The organism is Streptococcus sp. 2100, from assembly GCF_013276335.1.
Classification (GTDB): domain Bacteria; phylum Bacillota; class Bacilli; order Lactobacillales; family Streptococcaceae; genus Streptococcus; species Streptococcus pseudopneumoniae.
The window spans coordinates 15,493-32,846 of sequence record NZ_VMKV01000007.1; the positions used below are offsets into that span (position 1 = coordinate 15,493).

15 protein-coding genes and 3 pseudogenes are annotated in these 17,354 nt (G+C 40.9%); 12 read left to right on the forward strand and 6 right to left on the reverse strand.

Annotation, left to right across the window (positions count from 1 at the left end; translation table 11 throughout):
- Positions 1-68: 68 nt before the first annotated feature.
- Positions 69-2,603, reverse strand: a complete 2,535-nt coding sequence (mutS, locus tag HT669_RS01000) for a DNA mismatch repair protein MutS (RefSeq protein ID WP_101514614.1) — start codon at positions 2,601-2,603, stop codon at positions 69-71.
- 50 nt (positions 2,604-2,653) lie between these two features.
- Positions 2,654-3,100, reverse strand: coding sequence for an arginine repressor (gene argR, locus HT669_RS01005; RefSeq protein WP_023939905.1), 447 nt, complete (start codon positions 3,098-3,100; stop codon positions 2,654-2,656).
- A gap of 135 nt (positions 3,101-3,235) precedes the next feature.
- On the opposite strand from argR, the gene argS reads away from it, so the two are divergent.
- On the forward strand, positions 3,236-4,927 hold the full coding sequence (gene argS / locus HT669_RS01010) for an arginine--tRNA ligase (protein WP_101514613.1): 1,692 nt from the start codon (positions 3,236-3,238) through the stop codon (positions 4,925-4,927).
- Positions 4,928-5,765: 838 nt separating this feature from the next.
- Here the strand turns inward: argS and HT669_RS01015 are convergent.
- Positions 5,766-6,279 (reverse strand): annotated as a pseudogene (locus HT669_RS01015) (transposase); the annotation flags it as partial.
- On the opposite strand from HT669_RS01015, the pseudogene HT669_RS01020 reads away from it, so the two are divergent.
- The 9 genes and pseudogenes from HT669_RS01020 to HT669_RS01060 form a co-directional block, all read left to right on the forward strand.
- Positions 6,272-6,412: pseudogene (locus HT669_RS01020) on the forward strand (cupin domain-containing protein); the annotation flags it as partial. The pseudogenes HT669_RS01015 and HT669_RS01020 sit on opposite strands and share 8 nt — an antisense overlap.
- Positions 6,413-6,495: 83 nt before the next feature.
- On the forward strand, positions 6,496-7,203 hold the full coding sequence (locus HT669_RS01025) for a response regulator transcription factor (RefSeq protein ID WP_000166478.1): 708 nt from the start codon (positions 6,496-6,498) through the stop codon (positions 7,201-7,203).
- Positions 7,204-8,535, forward strand: a complete 1,332-nt coding sequence (locus HT669_RS01030) for an ATP-binding protein (RefSeq protein ID WP_023939913.1) — start codon at positions 7,204-7,206, stop codon at positions 8,533-8,535.
- Between the two features lie 166 nt (positions 8,536-8,701).
- Positions 8,702-9,577, forward strand: coding sequence for a substrate-binding domain-containing protein (locus HT669_RS01035; protein WP_023939915.1), 876 nt, complete (start codon positions 8,702-8,704; stop codon positions 9,575-9,577).
- Positions 9,578-9,694: 117 nt separating this feature from the next.
- The gene (pstC, locus tag HT669_RS01040) at positions 9,695-10,558 is read left to right on the forward strand and encodes a phosphate ABC transporter permease subunit PstC (protein ID WP_000165892.1); all 864 of its coding nucleotides are present in this window, start codon (positions 9,695-9,697) and stop codon (positions 10,556-10,558) included.
- Positions 10,551-11,366 carry a phosphate ABC transporter permease PstA gene (gene pstA, locus HT669_RS01045; RefSeq protein ID WP_000049768.1) on the forward strand — a complete coding sequence of 272 codons (816 nt, stop codon included), beginning with the start codon at positions 10,551-10,553 and terminating at the stop codon, positions 11,364-11,366. Before pstC ends, pstA begins: the two co-directional genes overlap by 8 nt.
- Before the next feature lies 1 nt (position 11,367).
- Positions 11,368-12,120, forward strand: coding sequence for a phosphate ABC transporter ATP-binding protein PstB (gene pstB, locus HT669_RS01050; RefSeq protein ID WP_000536446.1), 753 nt, complete (start codon positions 11,368-11,370; stop codon positions 12,118-12,120).
- 14 nt (positions 12,121-12,134) lie between these two features.
- On the forward strand, positions 12,135-12,785 hold the full coding sequence (phoU, locus tag HT669_RS01055) for a phosphate signaling complex protein PhoU (RefSeq protein ID WP_172933602.1): 651 nt from the start codon (positions 12,135-12,137) through the stop codon (positions 12,783-12,785).
- Positions 12,786-12,846: 61 nt separating this feature from the next.
- Positions 12,847-13,239, forward strand: a pseudogene (locus HT669_RS01060) (transposase); the annotation flags it as partial.
- A 151-nt stretch (positions 13,240-13,390) separates the two neighbouring features.
- Here HT669_RS01060 and HT669_RS11320 read toward each other — a convergent pair.
- Positions 13,391-13,642: an arginyl-tRNA synthetase gene (locus HT669_RS11320; protein ID WP_078140763.1), complete on the reverse strand. Its 252-nt coding sequence runs from the start codon at positions 13,640-13,642 to the stop codon at positions 13,391-13,393.
- Positions 13,643-14,054: 412 nt separating this feature from the next.
- Here HT669_RS11320 and HT669_RS01070 point away from each other — a divergent pair, with 412 nt between their 5' ends.
- Both HT669_RS01070 and galU read left to right on the forward strand, forming a co-directional pair.
- Positions 14,055-15,071: an NAD(P)H-dependent glycerol-3-phosphate dehydrogenase gene (locus HT669_RS01070; RefSeq protein WP_050197613.1), complete on the forward strand. Its 1,017-nt coding sequence runs from the start codon at positions 14,055-14,057 to the stop codon at positions 15,069-15,071.
- Between the two features lie 21 nt (positions 15,072-15,092).
- Positions 15,093-15,992 carry a UTP--glucose-1-phosphate uridylyltransferase GalU gene (gene galU, locus HT669_RS01075; RefSeq protein WP_001185619.1) on the forward strand — a complete coding sequence of 300 codons (900 nt, stop codon included), beginning with the start codon at positions 15,093-15,095 and terminating at the stop codon, positions 15,990-15,992.
- A 160-nt stretch (positions 15,993-16,152) separates the two neighbouring features.
- On the opposite strand, the gene HT669_RS01080 is transcribed toward galU, so the two are convergent.
- Together HT669_RS01080 and HT669_RS01085 are read right to left on the reverse strand one after the other, a co-directional pair.
- Positions 16,153-16,827, reverse strand: a complete 675-nt coding sequence (locus tag HT669_RS01080) for a rhomboid family intramembrane serine protease (RefSeq protein ID WP_000658506.1) — start codon at positions 16,825-16,827, stop codon at positions 16,153-16,155.
- Positions 16,811-17,350 carry a 5-formyltetrahydrofolate cyclo-ligase gene (locus HT669_RS01085; RefSeq protein WP_000834335.1) on the reverse strand — a complete coding sequence of 180 codons (540 nt, stop codon included), beginning with the start codon at positions 17,348-17,350 and terminating at the stop codon, positions 16,811-16,813. The genes HT669_RS01080 and HT669_RS01085 overlap by 17 nt, the downstream gene beginning before the upstream one ends.
- Between the last annotated feature and the right edge of the window lie 4 nt (positions 17,351-17,354).

Here is a 17,354-nt window from a genome sequence, read left to right on the forward strand (position 1 = left end):
TAGCAAAAAAGTGGGGGATTGTCAAAGAAGTCTCCTTGATACAGCTAGAATGACTAGTAATTTTCTCTTTATAGTTTCTGTTTTAACTCGACCAAGACATTCATAGCCTGCATAGGTGTCATATTGTAAACATCCAGTTTAGCTAATTCTGCTAGGATAGGATGTTCTTCAGTCGTATCAAAGAGTGAAATTTGTTCTGAGACAGTACTTGTTTGTTTCATAGGAGCAGGACTTTCTTGCCCCTGACTCTCCAGTTGCGTTAAAATCTTATCCGCTCTCGCTAAAAGATCAGCCGGTAAACCAGCAATCTTGGCAACATGGATACCATAGGATTTATCAGCTGGCCCTGGTTCAATCTTGTGAAGGAAGGTGACCTGCCCATCCTGCTCCAAGGTTGCCACGTGGACATTAACCAAGTGTTGTAAACTAGACTCCAGACTAGTCAACTCATGGTAGTGGGTCGCAAAGAGGGTCTTGGCTCCGATATGTTCATGGATGTATTCGATGATGGACTGGGCAAGAGCCATCCCGTCATAAGTTGCAGTTCCACGACCTAACTCATCAAAAAGAATCAAGGAATTCTTTGTTGCATGCGAAATGGCATTGTTGGCCTCCATCATCTCCACCATGAAGGTTGATTGGCCTGAAACCAAATCATCGGCTGCTCCGATACGGGTAAAGATAGCATCAAAAATAGGTAAATGGGCGCTTTCTGCTGGCACATAAGAGCCCAACTGGGCCATTATCGCCGTCATGGCTAACTGACGCATGTAGGTTGACTTCCCGCTCATGTTGGGTCCTGTAATCAGTTGAATACTGGTATCTTCTGCCATCTGAATCGTATTGGGAATATAGGTCTGAGCCCCCATAACCTTTTCAACGACAGCATGGCGTCCTTTCTGGATATCAATTCGCGAATCATCTCCGAATTCAGGTCGAATCAAATGCTGGGTTTCAGCTACAACCGCCAGACTTTGCAAGACATCAACGGTCGCAATTCCTTGAGCTAGAGCCTGTAAACGCTGGATATACTTGTTAACTTCCTCACGGATACGCATAAAGATTTCATACTCTAGGTTGGCTGACTTCTCACGCGCCTCCAGCATGTCGCCTTCGATACGGGCCAATTCCTCAGTCCCAAAACGTTCTGAGTTTTTCAGCGTTGCCTTGCGGAAAAAGTGAGCAGGCACATTTCCCAGTTGAGAATTGGTCACATGGAAATAGTAACCATCCTTTTTATTGTAGTCAATCTTAAGCGTACTGATACCAGAGTTTTCGCGTTCCTTAGCCTCAATCTCAGCAATCCAACCAGTCCCTTCTCTGAGAACGCGACGGTACTTGTCTAAAGTCTCATCAAATCCAGTTCGGATAATTCCCCCATCTGTAATCACATGAGGAGCTTCAGGAGCAATCGCTGCGCTAATCAAACTCTCCAACTCAGGAATTCCATCCAGTTGTGCGATGAGATAGGCTAGAGCAGGTTGCTCCATCCCTTCTAAAATCGCACGAATCCGTGGCACACTAGATAAGGTGGCCGCCAACTGCAAGAGATCCTTTGGGTTGGTCTTGCCAAAAGAAACACGACTAGCCAAGCGCTCAATGTCATAAACACCCTTGAGACTGTCTGTCAAATCACTGCGCTCAAAGAAATGGCCGAGAAAGACCTGCACCACTTCTTGACGTTGGATAATTCGTTCCTTATCAATCAAGGGGCGATGAATCCAAGAACGCAAGAGCCGCATACCCATAGCTGTTTTGGTTTCATCCAAAAGCCAGAAAAGGCTGCCTTGCTTCTTGCCCGAACGAGCATTCTCAACCAAATCCAGACTAGCCTTGGTCGCATAATCCATCTGCAAGAAATCTTTGATTTCATAGCGGATAACAGGCTTGAGGTGGTTCAATTCCCTCATCTGAGTCCGATGAACATACTGGAGCAATTTACTAGATGCCGCTTGCTCCACAGCTGCCAGTCGTGAATCCAGTAAATGAAGGTCTTCAAAGCCTTCTTTTTCATAGGAAAGTACCAGATTCATCTGACGACTGAGGATTTGTTCTTCCTCCTCAGACAAGTCATAGCCCAGCACCACTTCGCGCGCCTTGAGATTACGGATTTCCCCACAAACCAGCGTGAAATCCAAAAGACCTGTCACATAAAAGTCACCCGTCACCAGGTCCATATAAGCTAGGCCAAATTGATTGCCAGCACGGTCTATGGCAACCAAAAAATTATTCTGACTGTCCAGCTTACTGCTATCGACCACTGTCCCTGGCGTAATAACCTGAACAACTTCTCGTTTCACAACCCCAACCGCTTGTTTAGGATCTTCCATCTGCTCTGCGATAGCCACCTTATAGCCCTGCTCAATCAAGACATCGATATACTGTTGGGCAGAATGATAGGGGACACCCGCCATAGGAATCGGATTGTCGGCATTCTTGTTGCGACTCGTTAAGGAAATTTCCAGAATCTGCGCAGCATTGACCGCATCCTCATAAAATAATTCATAAAAATCACCCATCCGAAAGAGCAAAAACGCATCTGGATATTGCTTTTTAATCTCCACATACTGTTGCATGCCAGGTGATAGCTTTTCTGTCGCCATTGTCCGTCTCTCCTTGTCAAAAATAAGTCTTGAGAGCAACTCTCAAGACCTTACTTATCTTTCATCAAATCTAGCAAACGATCTTCCATGAGTTTGGCAACGTGCTGGTCTCGACAAATGACCAATAAGGTATTGGCACCAGCAACTGTTCCTAAAATCCATTCATCCTTGTTTGCATCTACAATATTTGCCAAAACAGAAGCTTCTCCCAGTTTGGTATGAAGCACCAAGGTAAACTCTGCTCTTGCAACACCTTCTAAATGATGAGACAAAAATTCCACCAAATCAATCTTTTCTGTCTCATTTGCTAGTACATAATACACCATATCATTTTTCTTGACCTTGGTCAAGCCGATTTCGCGCAAATCACGAGACAGGGTTGTCTGCGTCACACAAACATTGTGTGCCTCCAACCGATCTTGAATTTCTTTTTGTGTACTTAATTTCTCCTCAGTAATCATTTTTTTTATTAACTGATGACGATCTCTTTTTCTCATAAAATCCTCTTATGTGAATATTTATAACTATTTTTATAACTATATTATACCAAAAAAATAGGAGATTTCAAAAATTTTTTCTTCTTTCTTTAAAATTGTGATAAAATAGTAGAAAAGTCCAAAAAGGAGCTCTTAATGAATACAAAAGAATTGATTGCTAGCGAATTGGCTAGCGTCATTGATAGCCTGGACCAAGAGGCTATTTTAAATTTACTGGAAACCCCTAAAAACTCAGAAATGGGAGACATTGCTTTCCCTGCTTTTTCTCTTGCAAAAGTCGAACGTAAAGCACCTCAAATGATTGCGGCTGAACTGGCTGAAAAAATTAACAGCCAAGCCTTTGAAAAGGTTGTTGCAACAGGACCTTACGTCAACTTTTTCCTTGATAAATCTGCCATTTCTGCTCAAGTATTGCAAGCTGTTATCACTGAAAAAGAACACTATGCTGATCAAACTATTGGCAAACAAGAAAATGTTGTTATCGATATGTCTAGTCCCAATATCGCTAAACCATTCTCTATTGGTCACCTGCGCTCAACTGTCATCGGAGATAGCTTATCACATATCTTCCAAAAAATCGGTTATCAAACGGTCAAGATCAACCACTTGGGAGACTGGGGTAAACAGTTTGGAATGCTGATTGTAGCCTACAAAAAATGGGGCGACGAAGAAGCTGTAAAAGCTCATCCAATTGATGAACTTCTTAAACTCTATGTCCGCATCAATGCTGAGGCTGAAAATGACCCTAGCTTGGATGAAGAAGCACGCGAATGGTTCCGTAAGCTTGAAAATGGAGACGAGGAAGCTCTCGCTCTTTGGCAATGGTTCCGTGATGAAAGTTTAGTGGAATTTAACCGCCTTTACAATGAATTGCAAGTCGAATTTGACAGCTACAATGGAGAAGCCTTCTACAACGATAAGATGGATGCAGTTGTAGACATTCTTTCTGAAAAAGGACTACTTGTTGAATCAGAAGGTGCCCAAGTTGTCAATCTTGAGAAATATGGAATTGAACATCCAGCCCTTATCAAGAAATCTGATGGTGCAACTCTCTATATCACACGTGACTTGGCTGCAGCCCTTTACCGTAAAAACGAATACCAATTTGCTAAATCTATCTATGTCGTTGGTCAAGAGCAATCTGCCCACTTTAAACAACTCAAAGCTGTCTTGCAAGAGATGGGTTACGATTGGAGTGACGACATTACCCACGTTCCTTTTGGTTTGGTTACAAAAGAAGGGAAGAAACTCTCTACTCGTAAAGGGAATGTCATCTTGCTAGAGCCTACTGTTGCAGAGGCTGTTAGCCGTGCCAAAGCCCAAATCGAAGCAAAAAATCCTGAATTGGAAAATAAAGATCAGGTAGCACATGCTGTTGGGGTTGGAGCCATTAAATTTTATGACCTCAAAACCGACCGTACAAATGGATACGACTTCGACCTAGAAGCTATGGTATCCTTCGAGGGTGAAACTGGACCTTATGTTCAATACGCCTACGCTCGTATCCAATCGATCTTACGCAAAGCGGATTTCAAACCAGAAACAGCTGGCAACTATAGCTTGAATGATGCTGAAAGCTGGGAAATCATCAAACTCATCCAAGATTTCCCACGTATTATCAACCGTGCGGCGGATAACTTTGAACCTTCTATCATTGCTAAATTTGCAATTAGTCTGGCTCAAGCCTTCAACAAATACTATGCACATACGCGCATCTTGGATGAAAGTCCAGAACGCGACAGCCGTCTAGCCCTTAGCTACGCAACCGCAGTCGTTCTCAAAGAATCCCTTCGCTTGCTTGGGGTAGAAGCGCCAGAGAAGATGTAAATCGCCAAAGTTACTTGATTGCAAAGCAATCTAAGTAACTAACGCCAAATCCTATCAGGGATTTGGCTAGGCGCTTCACTAGTTCTGGAACATAAATATTATCGATTTATATTCCAGAACGTCGTAATCTTAAAGCTATTGGAACTAAAGTTCCTAATTGTTAGACGCTAGCCGCGTATATGCGGACTAGCTAACTGCTTCACTAGTCATAGTCTCTAAATATAATCGATTTAGAGACCATGACGTCGTAACCAGAGATACTTGCCTAAACACTTTACTAATTCACCAAACTAAATAATATCGATTTGGTTTGGTTCATGTCGTAATCTTTTAATTACTTGATTGTTAAGCAATCTAAGTAACTAACGCCAAAGCCTATCAGGGATTTGGCTAGGCGCTTCACTAGTTTTAGGACATAAATATGATCGATTTATGTTCTAAAACGTCGTAATCTTAAAATTATTGGAACTAAAGTTCCTAATTGTTAGACGCTAGCCGCTTATATGCGGACTAGCTAACTGCTTCACTAGTCATGGTCTCTAAATATAATCGATTTAGAGACCATGACGTCGTAACTAGAGACACTTGTCTAAACGCTTTACTAATTCATCTAACCAAATAATATCGATTTGATTTGGTTCATGTCGTAATCTTTTAATTACTTGATTGCAAAGTAGTCTAAGCAACTAACGCCAAATCCTATCAGGGATTTGCTTAGACGCTTCACTAGTAAAGAAACATAAATATTATCGATTTATGTTTCTTTACGTCGTAACCAGAGACACTTGCCTAAACGCTTCACTAATTCACCTAACCAAATAATAGACTTCCTGCAAAACTAGAATCCTAGTTCATGATTGATAATACCAGCAATCAAATTCATTCGTAATCCGAAGCGTTTACGATGATTTCGATAGGTTGTTGAAAACATTTTAAACGTTTTTACTTTGGCAAAGATGTTCTCAACCTTGCTTCTCTCCTTAGATAGCGCATGGTTATAGGCTTTCTCTTCAGCTGTTAGCGGCTTGAGTTTGCTGGATTTACGTGGAGTTTGTGCTTGAGGATATACCTTCATAAGCCCTTGATAAGCACTGTCAGCCAAGATTTTACCAGCTTGTCCGATATTTCTGCGACTCGTTTTGAACAACTTCATATCATGACAATAGTTCACAGTGATCTCCAAAGAAACAATTCTCCCTTGGCTTGTGACAATCGCCTGAGCCTTCATAGCGTGGCATTTCTTTTTACCAGAATCATTCGCTAATTGTTTTTTTAGGACGATTGATTTTTACTTCCGTCGCATCAATCATTACCGTGTCCTCAGAACTGAGAGGAGTTCTTGAAGTTGATAAGGATTATGCTCTGGTTTCTTGTCTTGTTGCTCCTGGTTTTGAATTTGAGGATTTTGAATTATTTGAAAGGGTAGATCTACTGGCGACCTATCTAGAGCACAAGGAGATGATTGAGCGTTTGACCAGATCCTAGTCTTGATAAGCAAATTTAATCTGATTTAGCAATGTTAGGATTTCTGATAATTGTGTTATAATGTTACCAATAGGAGATAATAGATGACAAAACAAGTCTTATTAGTGGATGATGAAGAACACATTCTGAGATTGCTTGACTACCATTTAAGTAAGGAAGGCTTTTCTACTCAATTGGTAACAAATGGACGGAAGGCCTTAGCTTTGGCAGAAACAGAACCCTTTGATTTTATCTTGCTTGATATCATGTTACCACAATTAGATGGCATAGAAGTTTGTAAGCGGCTGAGAGCCAAAGGCGTCAAAACTCCAATTATGATGGTTTCTGCGAAAAGTGATGAATTTGATAAGGTTTTGGCCTTGGAATTAGGGGCTGATGACTACCTGACCAAGCCTTTTAGCCCTAGAGAATTGCTGGCGCGTGTCAAGGCTGTCCTCAGGCGAACTAAAGGAGAACAAGAAGGAGATGATTCAGATAATATCGCTGACGATTCTTGGCTATTTGGGACCTTGAAAGTATACCCTGAGCGTCATGAAGTCTACAAGGCGAATAAGTTACTGAGTTTGACCCCAAAAGAATTTGAACTCTTGCTCTATCTTATGAAACATCCCAACATGACACTGACTAGAGAGCGTCTTTTGGAACGTATCTGGGGGTATGACTTTGGGCAGGAAACACGTTTGGTGGACGTTCATATTGGTAAGTTGAGGGAAAAAATTGAAGACAATCCTAAAGCCCCTCAATTTATTCGAACCATTCGGGGTTATGGTTATAAGTTCAAGGAGTTATAGATGAAACGCTACCTTCAATTTTGGCTAGTCAATCTAAGTGTTAGCCTCATTCTGATTGCAGGGATGGCATTAACTTGGATCAGTAAAGGCATCGGTCTCTTTCTTCTAGCCCTTTCTTTGGGACTAGGTAGCTACTGGCTCTTTTGCCTTTGGAAATGGGAAGTTGCTTTTGAGACCTTGCACCAACCTCTCTTGACCAGTAGTGAATACTTTTTAGAAAAAGGGCAAGAAGACTTAAAGTCTTTGGCTCAGTATGTGTCTGGCCTAAAAACCAAAGTCTCCCAACAGGATCAGCAATACAAGGACCTAGCCGAAACAATGGAGGTTCTTCTGTCGCACCTAACCATGGGGACGTTTTTAGTTTCCGCTCAAGGTCAGATGTTATTATCCAGTCGCTCTCTGCCTCATTATTTTCCCGATGTGGACGGCGACATAAGTTCACTTGATGACCTCAAACGGATGGATATTCGGAATTTAGTTCACCAAGCCTTTGATCAAAAAACAAGGTTAAAACAAGAAGTAAGTGGGTTTCATGAGGGTGACTTGATTTTAGAAGTGACAGCAGTTCCCGTTTTTAGCCCCACCCAATCTGTGGAAGCTGTGCTCGTCTTGCTATATGATTTAACAACGATTAGAACTTATGAAAAGTTAAATTTAGCCTTTGTCTCAAATGCCTCCCATGAGTTGAGGACACCAGTTACTTCGATTAAGGGCTTTGCTGAAACCATTAAGGGGATGTCAGTTGAAGAAGAAGCGCTCAAGGATGACTTTCTAGACATTATTTACAAAGAAAGCTTGCGTCTTGAGCATATTGTTGAGCATCTTCTTACCTTATCTAAGGCTCAACAAATGCCTGTACAATGGACGACCCTTTCTTTGGCAGAATTTGTACAGGATTTGACTCAAAGCTTGCAACCTCAGCTCAAGAAGAAGGATTTACAGCTAAAGGTGCAGGTGCCAGATGATGTCACCCTCGTATCAGATAGTCAATTACTTTCCCAAATCTTACTCAATCTTTTAACCAATGCCATCCGTTACACTGAACAAGGGGGAAAAATTGAGGTCAAGACCCAAAAGGTGAACGAAGGCATTAAGATTTCTGTGTCAGATACAGGGATTGGTATTAGTCAATTAGAGCAGGATCGTATTTTTGAACGTTTTTACCGAGTTAATAAAGGTCGAAGCAGACAAACTGGTGGCACTGGTCTTGGCCTTGCTATTGTCAAAGAACTTAGTCAATTATTAGGTGGCCAAGTCACGGTGACGAGTCAGCTTGGCAGAGGCAGTTGCTTCACGATTTTTCTTCCTAACCAATCTTTCGCACAGGACTAATAATTTTTAAAGCTATTTTTAGGAGCAGCCACTTTTCAAAAGTGGCTTTTTTTGATTCTTTACACAATCTTTACATGAATCAGTGATAAACCTTTACAAAGACTTGTTAGACTATAAGTGTAGTAATCCTACACAAGAAAAATACATAGAAATAAAGGTGATTATTATGAAATTCAAAAAAATGCTTACTCTTGCAGCCATTGGCTTATCAGGATTTGGGCTTGTTGCCTGTGGCAATCAGTCATCTGCTTCCAAACAGTCAGCTTCAGAAACGATTGAGGTGATTTCACGAGAAAATGGCTCTGGAACACGGGGTGCCTTCACAGAAATCACAGGGATTCTCAAAAAAGACGGTGATAAAAAAATTGACAACACTGCCAAAACAGCTGTGATTCAAAATAGCACAGAAGGTGTTCTCTCAGCAGTTCAAGGGAATGCTAATGCTATCGGCTACATCTCCTTGGGATCTTTAACGAAATCTGTCAAGGCTTTAGAGATTGATGGTATCAAGGCTAGTCGAGACACAGTTTTAGATGGTAAATACCCTCTTCAACGTCCCTTCAACATTGTTTGGTCTTCTAATCTTTCCAAGCTAGGTCAAGATTTTATCAGCTTTATCCACTCCAAACAAGGTCAACAAGTGGTCACAGATAATAAATTTATTGAAGCTAAAACCGAAACCACAGAATATACAAGCCAACACTTATCAGGCAAGTTGTCTGTTGTAGGTTCCACTTCAGTATCTTCTTTAATGGAAAAATTAGCAGAAGCTTATAAAAAAGAAAATCCCGAAGTTACGATTGATATTACCTCTAATGGATCTTCAGCAGGTATTACCGCTGCTAAGGAGAAAACCGCTGATATTGGTATGGTTTCTAGGGAATTAACTCCTGAAGAAGGTGAGAGTCTCAGCCATGATGCTATTGCTTTAGACGGTATTGCTGTTGTGGTCAATAATGACAATAAGGCAAGCCAAGTCAGTATGGCTAAACTTGCAGACGTTTTTAGTGGCAAATTAACCACCTGGGACAAAATTAAATAAAATGTTTGCTCCATAAATCTCTAAAGAGATGCAGACGTTTCATCGTACAATAAGATAAAGAAGGCAAGTAGGGAGGTGTCGTATCTCCCTTACTTTCTTCACTAGAAAGGACAAGATGTGACAAAACAAGCCTTCAAAGAAGCAGTTTTTAGGGCAATTTTTTTCATGAGTGCAACAGTAGCTGTTGTAGCTATTTTGCTAATCTGTTTCTTTATTTTTAGTAATGGCTTACCTTTCATGGCTAACTACGGCTTTGCCCGTTTTTTATTAGGCAGTGATTGGTCGCCAACGAACATTCCGGCAAGCTATGGTATTTTACCAATGATCGTTGGTTCCTTATTAATTACCTTAGGAGCGATTGTGATTGGGGTGCCAACAGGCATCTTGACATCGGTGTTTATGGTTTATTATTGTCCAAAGCCCGTCTATGGCTTCTTAAAATCAGCTATCAACTTGATGGCGGCCATTCCATCTATTGTTTATGGTTTTTTCGGCCTACAATTATTGGTGCCTTGGATTAGAAGCTTTTTAGGAAATGGCATGAGTGTCCTAACCGCTTCGTTACTATTAGGAATAATGATTTTGCCAACCATTATCAGTTTGTCAGAATCTGCTATCCGAACAGTTCCCAAAACGTATTATTCTGGTAGCTTGGCTCTAGGAGCTAGTCATGAACGGAGTATTTTTAGTGTCATCTTGCCAGCTGCGAGATCTGGTATTTTATCAGCAGTTATTTTAGGAATCGGTCGCGCAGTAGGTGAAACCATGGCAGTTATTTTGGTGGCAGGCAACCAGCCAATTATTCCAAGTGGACTCTTTTCAGGAACCAGAACCTTAACAACCAATATTGTTCTGGAGATGGCTTACGCATCAGGTCAGCATAGGGAAGCCCTTATTGCAACCTCAGCAGTTCTCTTTTTCCTTATTCTCTTGATTAATGCCTACTTTGCCTACTTGAAAGGAAAATCATCTTATGAGTAAATACCTGCTAAAACTTCTCGTTTATTGTTTTTCAGCTTTAACCTTTGGCTCTCTCTTTTTAATCATTGGTTTTATCCTCATCAAAGGCTTACCTCATCTAAGTCTATCCCTCTTTTCTTGGACTTATACTTCTGAGAACATTTCCCTTATGCCAGCGATTATTTCCACCGTTATTCTGGTCTTTGGTGCTCTTCTTTTAGCCTTGCCCATAGGGATTTTTGCTGGTTTTTATCTTGTGGAATATACAAAAAAAGATTCCCTTTGTGTTAAAATCATGCGATTGGCCTCAGATACCTTGTCTGGGATTCCTTCCATTGTTTTTGGTCTGTTTGGCATGCTCTTCTTTGTAGTCTTCTTAGGTTTTCAATACTCTCTGTTATCAGGAATCTTAACCTCAGTCATCATGGTGTTGCCAGTCATTATTCGCTCAACAGAAGAAGCCCTTTTATCTGTTAGTGATAGCATGCGTCAAGCAAGTTATGGACTTGGGGCAGGTAAGTTACGGACTGTTTTTAGAATTGTTCTACCAGTTGCCATGCCAGGTATTTTAGCTGGAGTGATACTAGCTATTGGCCGTATCGTTGGTGAGACAGCTGCCCTCATGTATACATTAGGTACCTCTACCAATACGCCAAGTAGTCTCATGTCTTCAGGTCGTTCTCTAGCCCTGCATATGTATATGCTGTCAAGTGAGGGGCTACATGTCAATGAAGCCTATGCTACCGGTGTGATTTTGATTATTACTGTTTTAATGATAAATACTCTATCAAGCTTATTATCTCGAAAACTTGTGAAAGGAGCTTCCTAGTATGGGAACATTTTCAGTCAGACACCTAGACTTATTTTACGGGGACTTTCAAGCCTTAAAAAATATTTCGATTCAATTACCAGAAAGACAGATTACTGCCTTGATAGGCCCATCTGGTTGTGGTAAATCAACTTTTCTAAAAACCCTTAATCGGATGAACGATTTGGTTCCTTCTTGCCATATTGAAGGCCAAGTCCTCTTAGATGAGCAAGATATTTATAGTAGCAAATTCAACCTTAATCAGCTACGTAAGCGTGTAGGGATGGTTTTCCAACAGCCTAATCCCTTTGCCATGTCTATCTATGATAACGTGGCTTATGGCCCAAGGACACATGGTATTCGAGACAAAAAACAATTAGATGCCTTAGTGGAAAAATCTTTAAAAGGGGCAGCCATTTGGGACGAAGTCAAAGATAATCTTAAAAAGAGTGCCATGTCCTTATCAGGCGGTCAGCAGCAACGCCTTTGCATTGCGCGAGCTTTAGCAGTAGAACCTGATATTCTGTTAATGGATGAGCCTACTTCAGCCTTAGACCCTATCTCCACTTTAAAAATTGAAGACCTCATTCAGCAACTAAAAAAGGATTATACGATTATCATTGTTACCCATAACATGCAACAAGCTTCACGTATTTCAGATAAAACTGCTTTTTTCTTAACAGGAGAAATTTGCGAATTTGGAGATACCGTTGACGTGTTTACCAATCCAAAAGATCAGCGCACAGAAGACTATATTTCAGGACGGTTCGGATAAGGAAGGAAAAACCTATGAGAAATCAATTTGATTTAGAATTGCATGAATTAGAACAATCCTTTTTAGGACTAGGACAACTTGTCCTTGAAACAGCTTCAAAAGCCTTACTGGCCTTAGACTCCAAAGACAAGGATATGGCAGAGCTAATTATCAATAAGGATCATGCTATCAACCAAAGTCAAAGCGCTATCGAATCGGCCTGTGCCCGTTTGTTAGCCTTGCAGCAGCCACAAGTGTCTGACCTTCGATTTGTGATTAGCATCATGTCTTCTTGTTCAGACCTTGAACGTATGGGAGACCATATGGCAGGCATTGCCAAAGCTGTTTTGCAACTAAAAGAAAATCAACTAGCCCCTGACGAAGAACAGTTACACCAAATGGGTAAATTATCCCTCAGCATGCTGGCCGATTTATTGGTTGCCTTTCCTTTGCACCAAGCCTCAAAAGCTATTAGTATTGCTCAAAAAGATGAACAGATTGACCAATATTATTATGCCTTATCAAAGGAAATCATTGGACTTATGAAAGACAAAGAAACCTCAATTCCCAATGGAACTCAATACCTTTATATCATAGGTCATCTGGAACGCTTCGCTGATTACATTGCTAACATTTGTGAACGCCTAGTCTACCTAGAAACAGGAGAACTAGTGGATTTGAATTAATTCAACTAATCCTTAAAAGAGAAGAGTACGATTAAGTGCTCTTTTTTATGGTTGTAAAAAAGTTCATTTGACCAATTTAAGCAGTGTAGATAGTGAGGAGCTGTTTCAATTCTATCGTGAACGAGGGAATGCTGAAAACTTTATCAAAGAAAGGAAAGCAGGATTCTTTGGGGATAAGACAGATAGTTCGACCATGGTTAAGAATGAAGTACGTATGATGATGGGCTATCTGGCTTATAATCTCTACCTCTTTTTAAAGCAGCTAGCTGGTGATGAAGTAAAGGCCTTGACTATCAAGCGTTTTCGACCTCTCTTCCTTCATATTGCCGGAAAATATGTCTCTACTGCTAGACGACATATTCTCAAATTCTCAAGTCTATACGCCTATTCAAAACAATTTCAAGCCTTATTTGATACAATCTGCCAGATAAATCTGATACTCCCTATTCCATATAGAGCTAGAGGGCAGGGGAAAACATGCCTAACAATAAGTCACCTTATTTTAAAAATCGAGCATCAAACCAAGGGAGGAGTCTGCCCTTTTTTAGGAAAAAATCAAGACAAATCTCCTCAATCATGTCTCGAACATCAGAAATTAAGCAAAATCACCAGAAGGACAGTAGTTTAACTAGCTTTTCTGGTAATTTTTGAACTGTGTAGTTCGTTAGTGCCAGATATGAATAATTTGGGATGATAAATCTTTCTTCCTCAGGTAGCCTATCATAATACTCTTCAAAAATCTTATCAAAAACACTCTCTTTCTTTTGGGCGATAGTTTCATCTTCGTATGTAGGAGTCCTCATCAAGAAATACTTCAATTCTAGGTATTCCTTATCCAACTCTATATAACTTGGCATCAACTTGTAATCTTCAACCTCCAAACGTTCAGCAATATATTTTAACTTTGTTAGTATTGGTCTGGATTCTCCATTTTCAATTCTAATTAATTGACGGATACTTCATTCAGACTCATCGCCACAAAATTCTGAACGACTGATTTTTTTAGCCAAACGTAATCTTTTAATTTTTTCGCCAAACTCTCGCAAGCTACAAGAACCTCCTGAGTTGTTTACCTCTATTATAAGCATATACTGAATCAAACTATCTATCAGATTTCTTCTCACTTTAACTAAAGACTAAGAGTTTATCCCTTCGTCTCGGTTTTTGTATATTTTTCAAGTAACAAAGCCACCATACCCCAGTAATGCAAGTGCAAAATCCCTCAGAATATGATAGAATAAGAGAAAGGACTCTATTAAGGAGGAAATCATGGAAAAACAAACCATCGCCGTCTTGGGACCTGGTTCTTGGGGAACTGCCCTTTCACAAGTCTTAAATGACAATGGACACGAGGTACGTATTTGGGGAAATCTTCCCGAGCAAATCAATGAAATTAATACCAATCATACTAACAAACACTACTTTAAAGATGTCGTTCTAGATGAAAATATCATTGCCTACACCGACTTAGCAGAGGCACTGAGAGATGTGGATGCGATTTTGTTTGTTGTCCCAACAAAAGTGACACGACTTGTTGCCCAACAAGTTGCACAAACCTTGGACCATAAGGTTATCATCATGCACGCATCAAAGGGATTAGAACCTGATAGCCATAAACGATTATCAACCATTCTTGAAGAAGAAATTCCTGAACATCTCCGTAGTGATATCGTCGTTGTTTCAGGACCTAGTCATGCAGAAGAGACCATTGTGCGTGACCTAACTTTAATAACTGCTGCTTCTAAAGATTTACAAACAGCTCAATACGTTCAGGAGCTATTTAGTAATCACTACTTCCGACTTTATACCAATACGGATGTTATCGGGGTCGAAACCGCTGGTGCTCTCAAAAATATTATCGCTGTCGGTGCCGGAGCTTTACATGGTTTGGGATTTGGTGACAACGCTAAGGCAGCCATCATCGCTCGAGGCTTGGCAGAAATCACCCGCCTAGGGGTAGCACTCGGGGCTAATCCACTGACCTATAGCGGCTTATCTGGTATGGGAGATTTGATCGTAACAGGAACCTCCATCCACTCTCGTAACTGGAGAGCCGGAGATGCTCTTGGTCGTGGAGAATCCCTAGCTGATATCGAAGCCAATATGGGCATGGTGATTGAAGGAATTTCAACGACTCGAGCAGCCTATGAGCTAGCGCAAGAACTTGGAGTCTATATGCCGATTACGCATGCCATTTACCAAGTTATTTACCAAGGAACCAATATCAAAGATGCCATTTATAATATCATGAACAATGAATTTAAAGCAGAAAATGAGTGGTCTTAACCCTCTAGAGAAAGGATTCTTATGGCACTGAAAGTTAGAAAAGCAGTCATTCCTGCCGCTGGACTAGGAACTCGATTTTTACCAGCAACCAAGGCCCTTGCTAAAGAAATGTTGCCAATTGTAGACAAACCAACTATCCAGTTTATCGTGGAAGAAGCTCTCAAATCAGGTATTGAAGATATTCTGGTTGTCACTGGTAAATCAAAACGCTCTATTGAGGACCACTTTGATTCAAATTTTGAGCTTGAGTACAACCTCAAAGAAAAAGGTAAAACAGATCTGTTAAAATTAGTAGATGAAGCAACTGGCATGCGCCTTCATTTCATCCGCCAAACTCACCCTCGTGGTCTTGGAGATGCTGTCCTACAAGCCAAAGCTTTTGTAGGGAATGAGCCCTTCGTTGTTATGCTGGGTGATGACCTTATGGACATCACAGATGAGAACGCCGTTCCTTTGACAAAACAACTGATGAAGGATTACGAAAAGACACACGCATCAACCATTGCTGTCATGCCCGTACCACACGAAGACGTTTCATCATATGGAGTCATTGCTCCTCAAGGTGAAGGAATCAACGGACTCTATAGCGTTGAAACTTTCGTTGAAAAACCAGCGACCGAAGATGCACCAAGTGATTTTGCAATCATCGGTCGCTATCTACTCACACCTGAGATTTTTGATATCCTCGAAAAGCAAGCTCCTGGTGCTGGAAATGAAATCCAACTTACTGATGCTATTGATACGCTCAATAAAACACAGCGTGTTTTTGCCCGTGAATTTACAGGAGCTCGTTACGACGTTGGGGATAAGTTTGGATTTATGAAAACATCTATTGACTACGCCCTCAAACATCCACAAGTCAAAGATGACTTAAAAGATTACCTCATCCAACTGGGAAAAGAATTGGCTGAGAAGGAATAATACTCTTCGAAAATCTCTTCAAACCACGTTAGCTTCACCTTGCCGTACTCAAGTATAGCCTGCGGTTAGCTTCCTAGTTTGCTCTTTGATTTTCATTGAGTATAAAATAAAAAAAGATAAGGTTCAAAAAATGCCTTATCTTTTTTCATTTCACAAATTTTCATCCCATTCCCTTGTAGAGAAGTAAGACTGCGAGTCCTACGAACAAGACTAACGCTACCAGTCTCTGACTAGCACTATACATCCGTCTTTCTCCTCTAACTGGAAAGATAATTGCTAGAAATGCACCACCAACTGCACCTCCGATATGGCCTGCTAGGCTGATTCCTGGAATCAGAACACTTCCAATAATGTTAATCACAAAAAGTGTCAGATAAGACTGTCCTAGCTGTTGGATATAAGGATTACGAGTTGCATAGCGAAGAATGATAATCGCGGCAAATAGACCATAAAGGGAGGTGGATGCACCTGCTGCTAAGGATTTGGGACTAAATACAAAAACAAAGAGATTGCCCATCATTCCTGATAAAAGATAGAGAAAAAAAAACTGCTTAGAACCGAAAATCTCCTCTACCTGCCTTCCAAGATAATAAAGTGAAAGCATATTAACAATGAAATGCTCCCACCCAATATGAACAAAAATAGCCGAAAAGAGACGCCAAATTTGCTCGGGAAAGAGGCGAATGGCAGGCCCATACATGGCTCCAAATCGAAATAGAGTATCCGCCCTGTCAAAGTTTCCTCCTGTAGTTACCAACATTAGTAGAAATACCACGGCCGTCACTAAAAGAAAGAAACTCGTCACAGGGTAACGCCTATCAAAGATTTCCTTCATCAATCAAAACCTCCTGAACAGGAATATCATGGTTTTCAGGGATAAAATCCTGAACTTGATAATGATAAACCGTACTCAAAGTATGACCAGTAAACTGTTCCAGATAGCGGTCATAATAACCTCCGCCATAGCCAATCCGATAGCCTTCCATCGTAAAAGCTAGCCCTGGGACATGAATCAAATCAATCTGAGAGGCATCTACCACTTCCAAATTTCCCTGTGGTTCCAGTAAGCCAAAGGAAGTTTTGACCAGTTGTTGCAGATCATAGACCACAAAGTCCATGCGCCCCTTGGAATAGGTTTTGGGTATCAGAACCTTCTTGCCGTCCCTCAGCGCCTGCTCAATCAATCCCTGCGTTTGAAATTCGTGCGGAAAAGAGAGATAGGTTGCGATGACCTTGGCTTCTTGGTAGAAGGGATGGTGTAAAAGCCGCTCGGTTAAAGCTTGCTCTATAGCCTGTTTTTGCTCTTGAGATATAGCCTTCATTTCTTGCAAGACTTGCTTGCGTAGTTCCGATTTCATAGAC

Coding starts and splice junctions, on each gene's coding strand:
- HT669_RS01085 (WP_000834335.1), bottom strand. CDS start 17,350: ATGAAATCGGAACTACGCAAGCAAGTCTTGCAAGAAATGAAGGCTATA.
- HT669_RS01080 (WP_000658506.1), bottom strand. CDS start 16,827: ATGAAGGAAATCTTTGATAGGCGTTACCCTGTGACGAGTTTCTTTCTT.
- pstB (WP_000536446.1), top strand. CDS start 11,368: ATGGGAACATTTTCAGTCAGACACCTAGACTTATTTTACGGGGACTTT.
- HT669_RS01070 (WP_050197613.1), top strand. CDS start 14,055: ATGGAAAAACAAACCATCGCCGTCTTGGGACCTGGTTCTTGGGGAACT.
- HT669_RS11320 (WP_078140763.1), bottom strand. CDS start 13,642: ATGCCAAGTTATATAGAGTTGGATAAGGAATACCTAGAATTGAAGTAT.
- galU (WP_001185619.1), top strand. CDS start 15,093: ATGGCACTGAAAGTTAGAAAAGCAGTCATTCCTGCCGCTGGACTAGGA.
- pstA (WP_000049768.1), top strand. CDS start 10,551: ATGAGTAAATACCTGCTAAAACTTCTCGTTTATTGTTTTTCAGCTTTA.
- HT669_RS01025 (WP_000166478.1), top strand. CDS start 6,496: ATGACAAAACAAGTCTTATTAGTGGATGATGAAGAACACATTCTGAGA.
- argR (WP_023939905.1), bottom strand. CDS start 3,100: ATGAGAAAAAGAGATCGTCATCAGTTAATAAAAAAAATGATTACTGAG.
- HT669_RS01035 (WP_023939915.1), top strand. CDS start 8,702: ATGAAATTCAAAAAAATGCTTACTCTTGCAGCCATTGGCTTATCAGGA.
- phoU (WP_172933602.1), top strand. CDS start 12,135: ATGAGAAATCAATTTGATTTAGAATTGCATGAATTAGAACAATCCTTT.
- HT669_RS01030 (WP_023939913.1), top strand. CDS start 7,204: ATGAAACGCTACCTTCAATTTTGGCTAGTCAATCTAAGTGTTAGCCTC.
- mutS (WP_101514614.1), bottom strand. CDS start 2,603: ATGGCGACAGAAAAGCTATCACCTGGCATGCAACAGTATGTGGAGATT.
- argS (WP_101514613.1), top strand. CDS start 3,236: ATGAATACAAAAGAATTGATTGCTAGCGAATTGGCTAGCGTCATTGAT.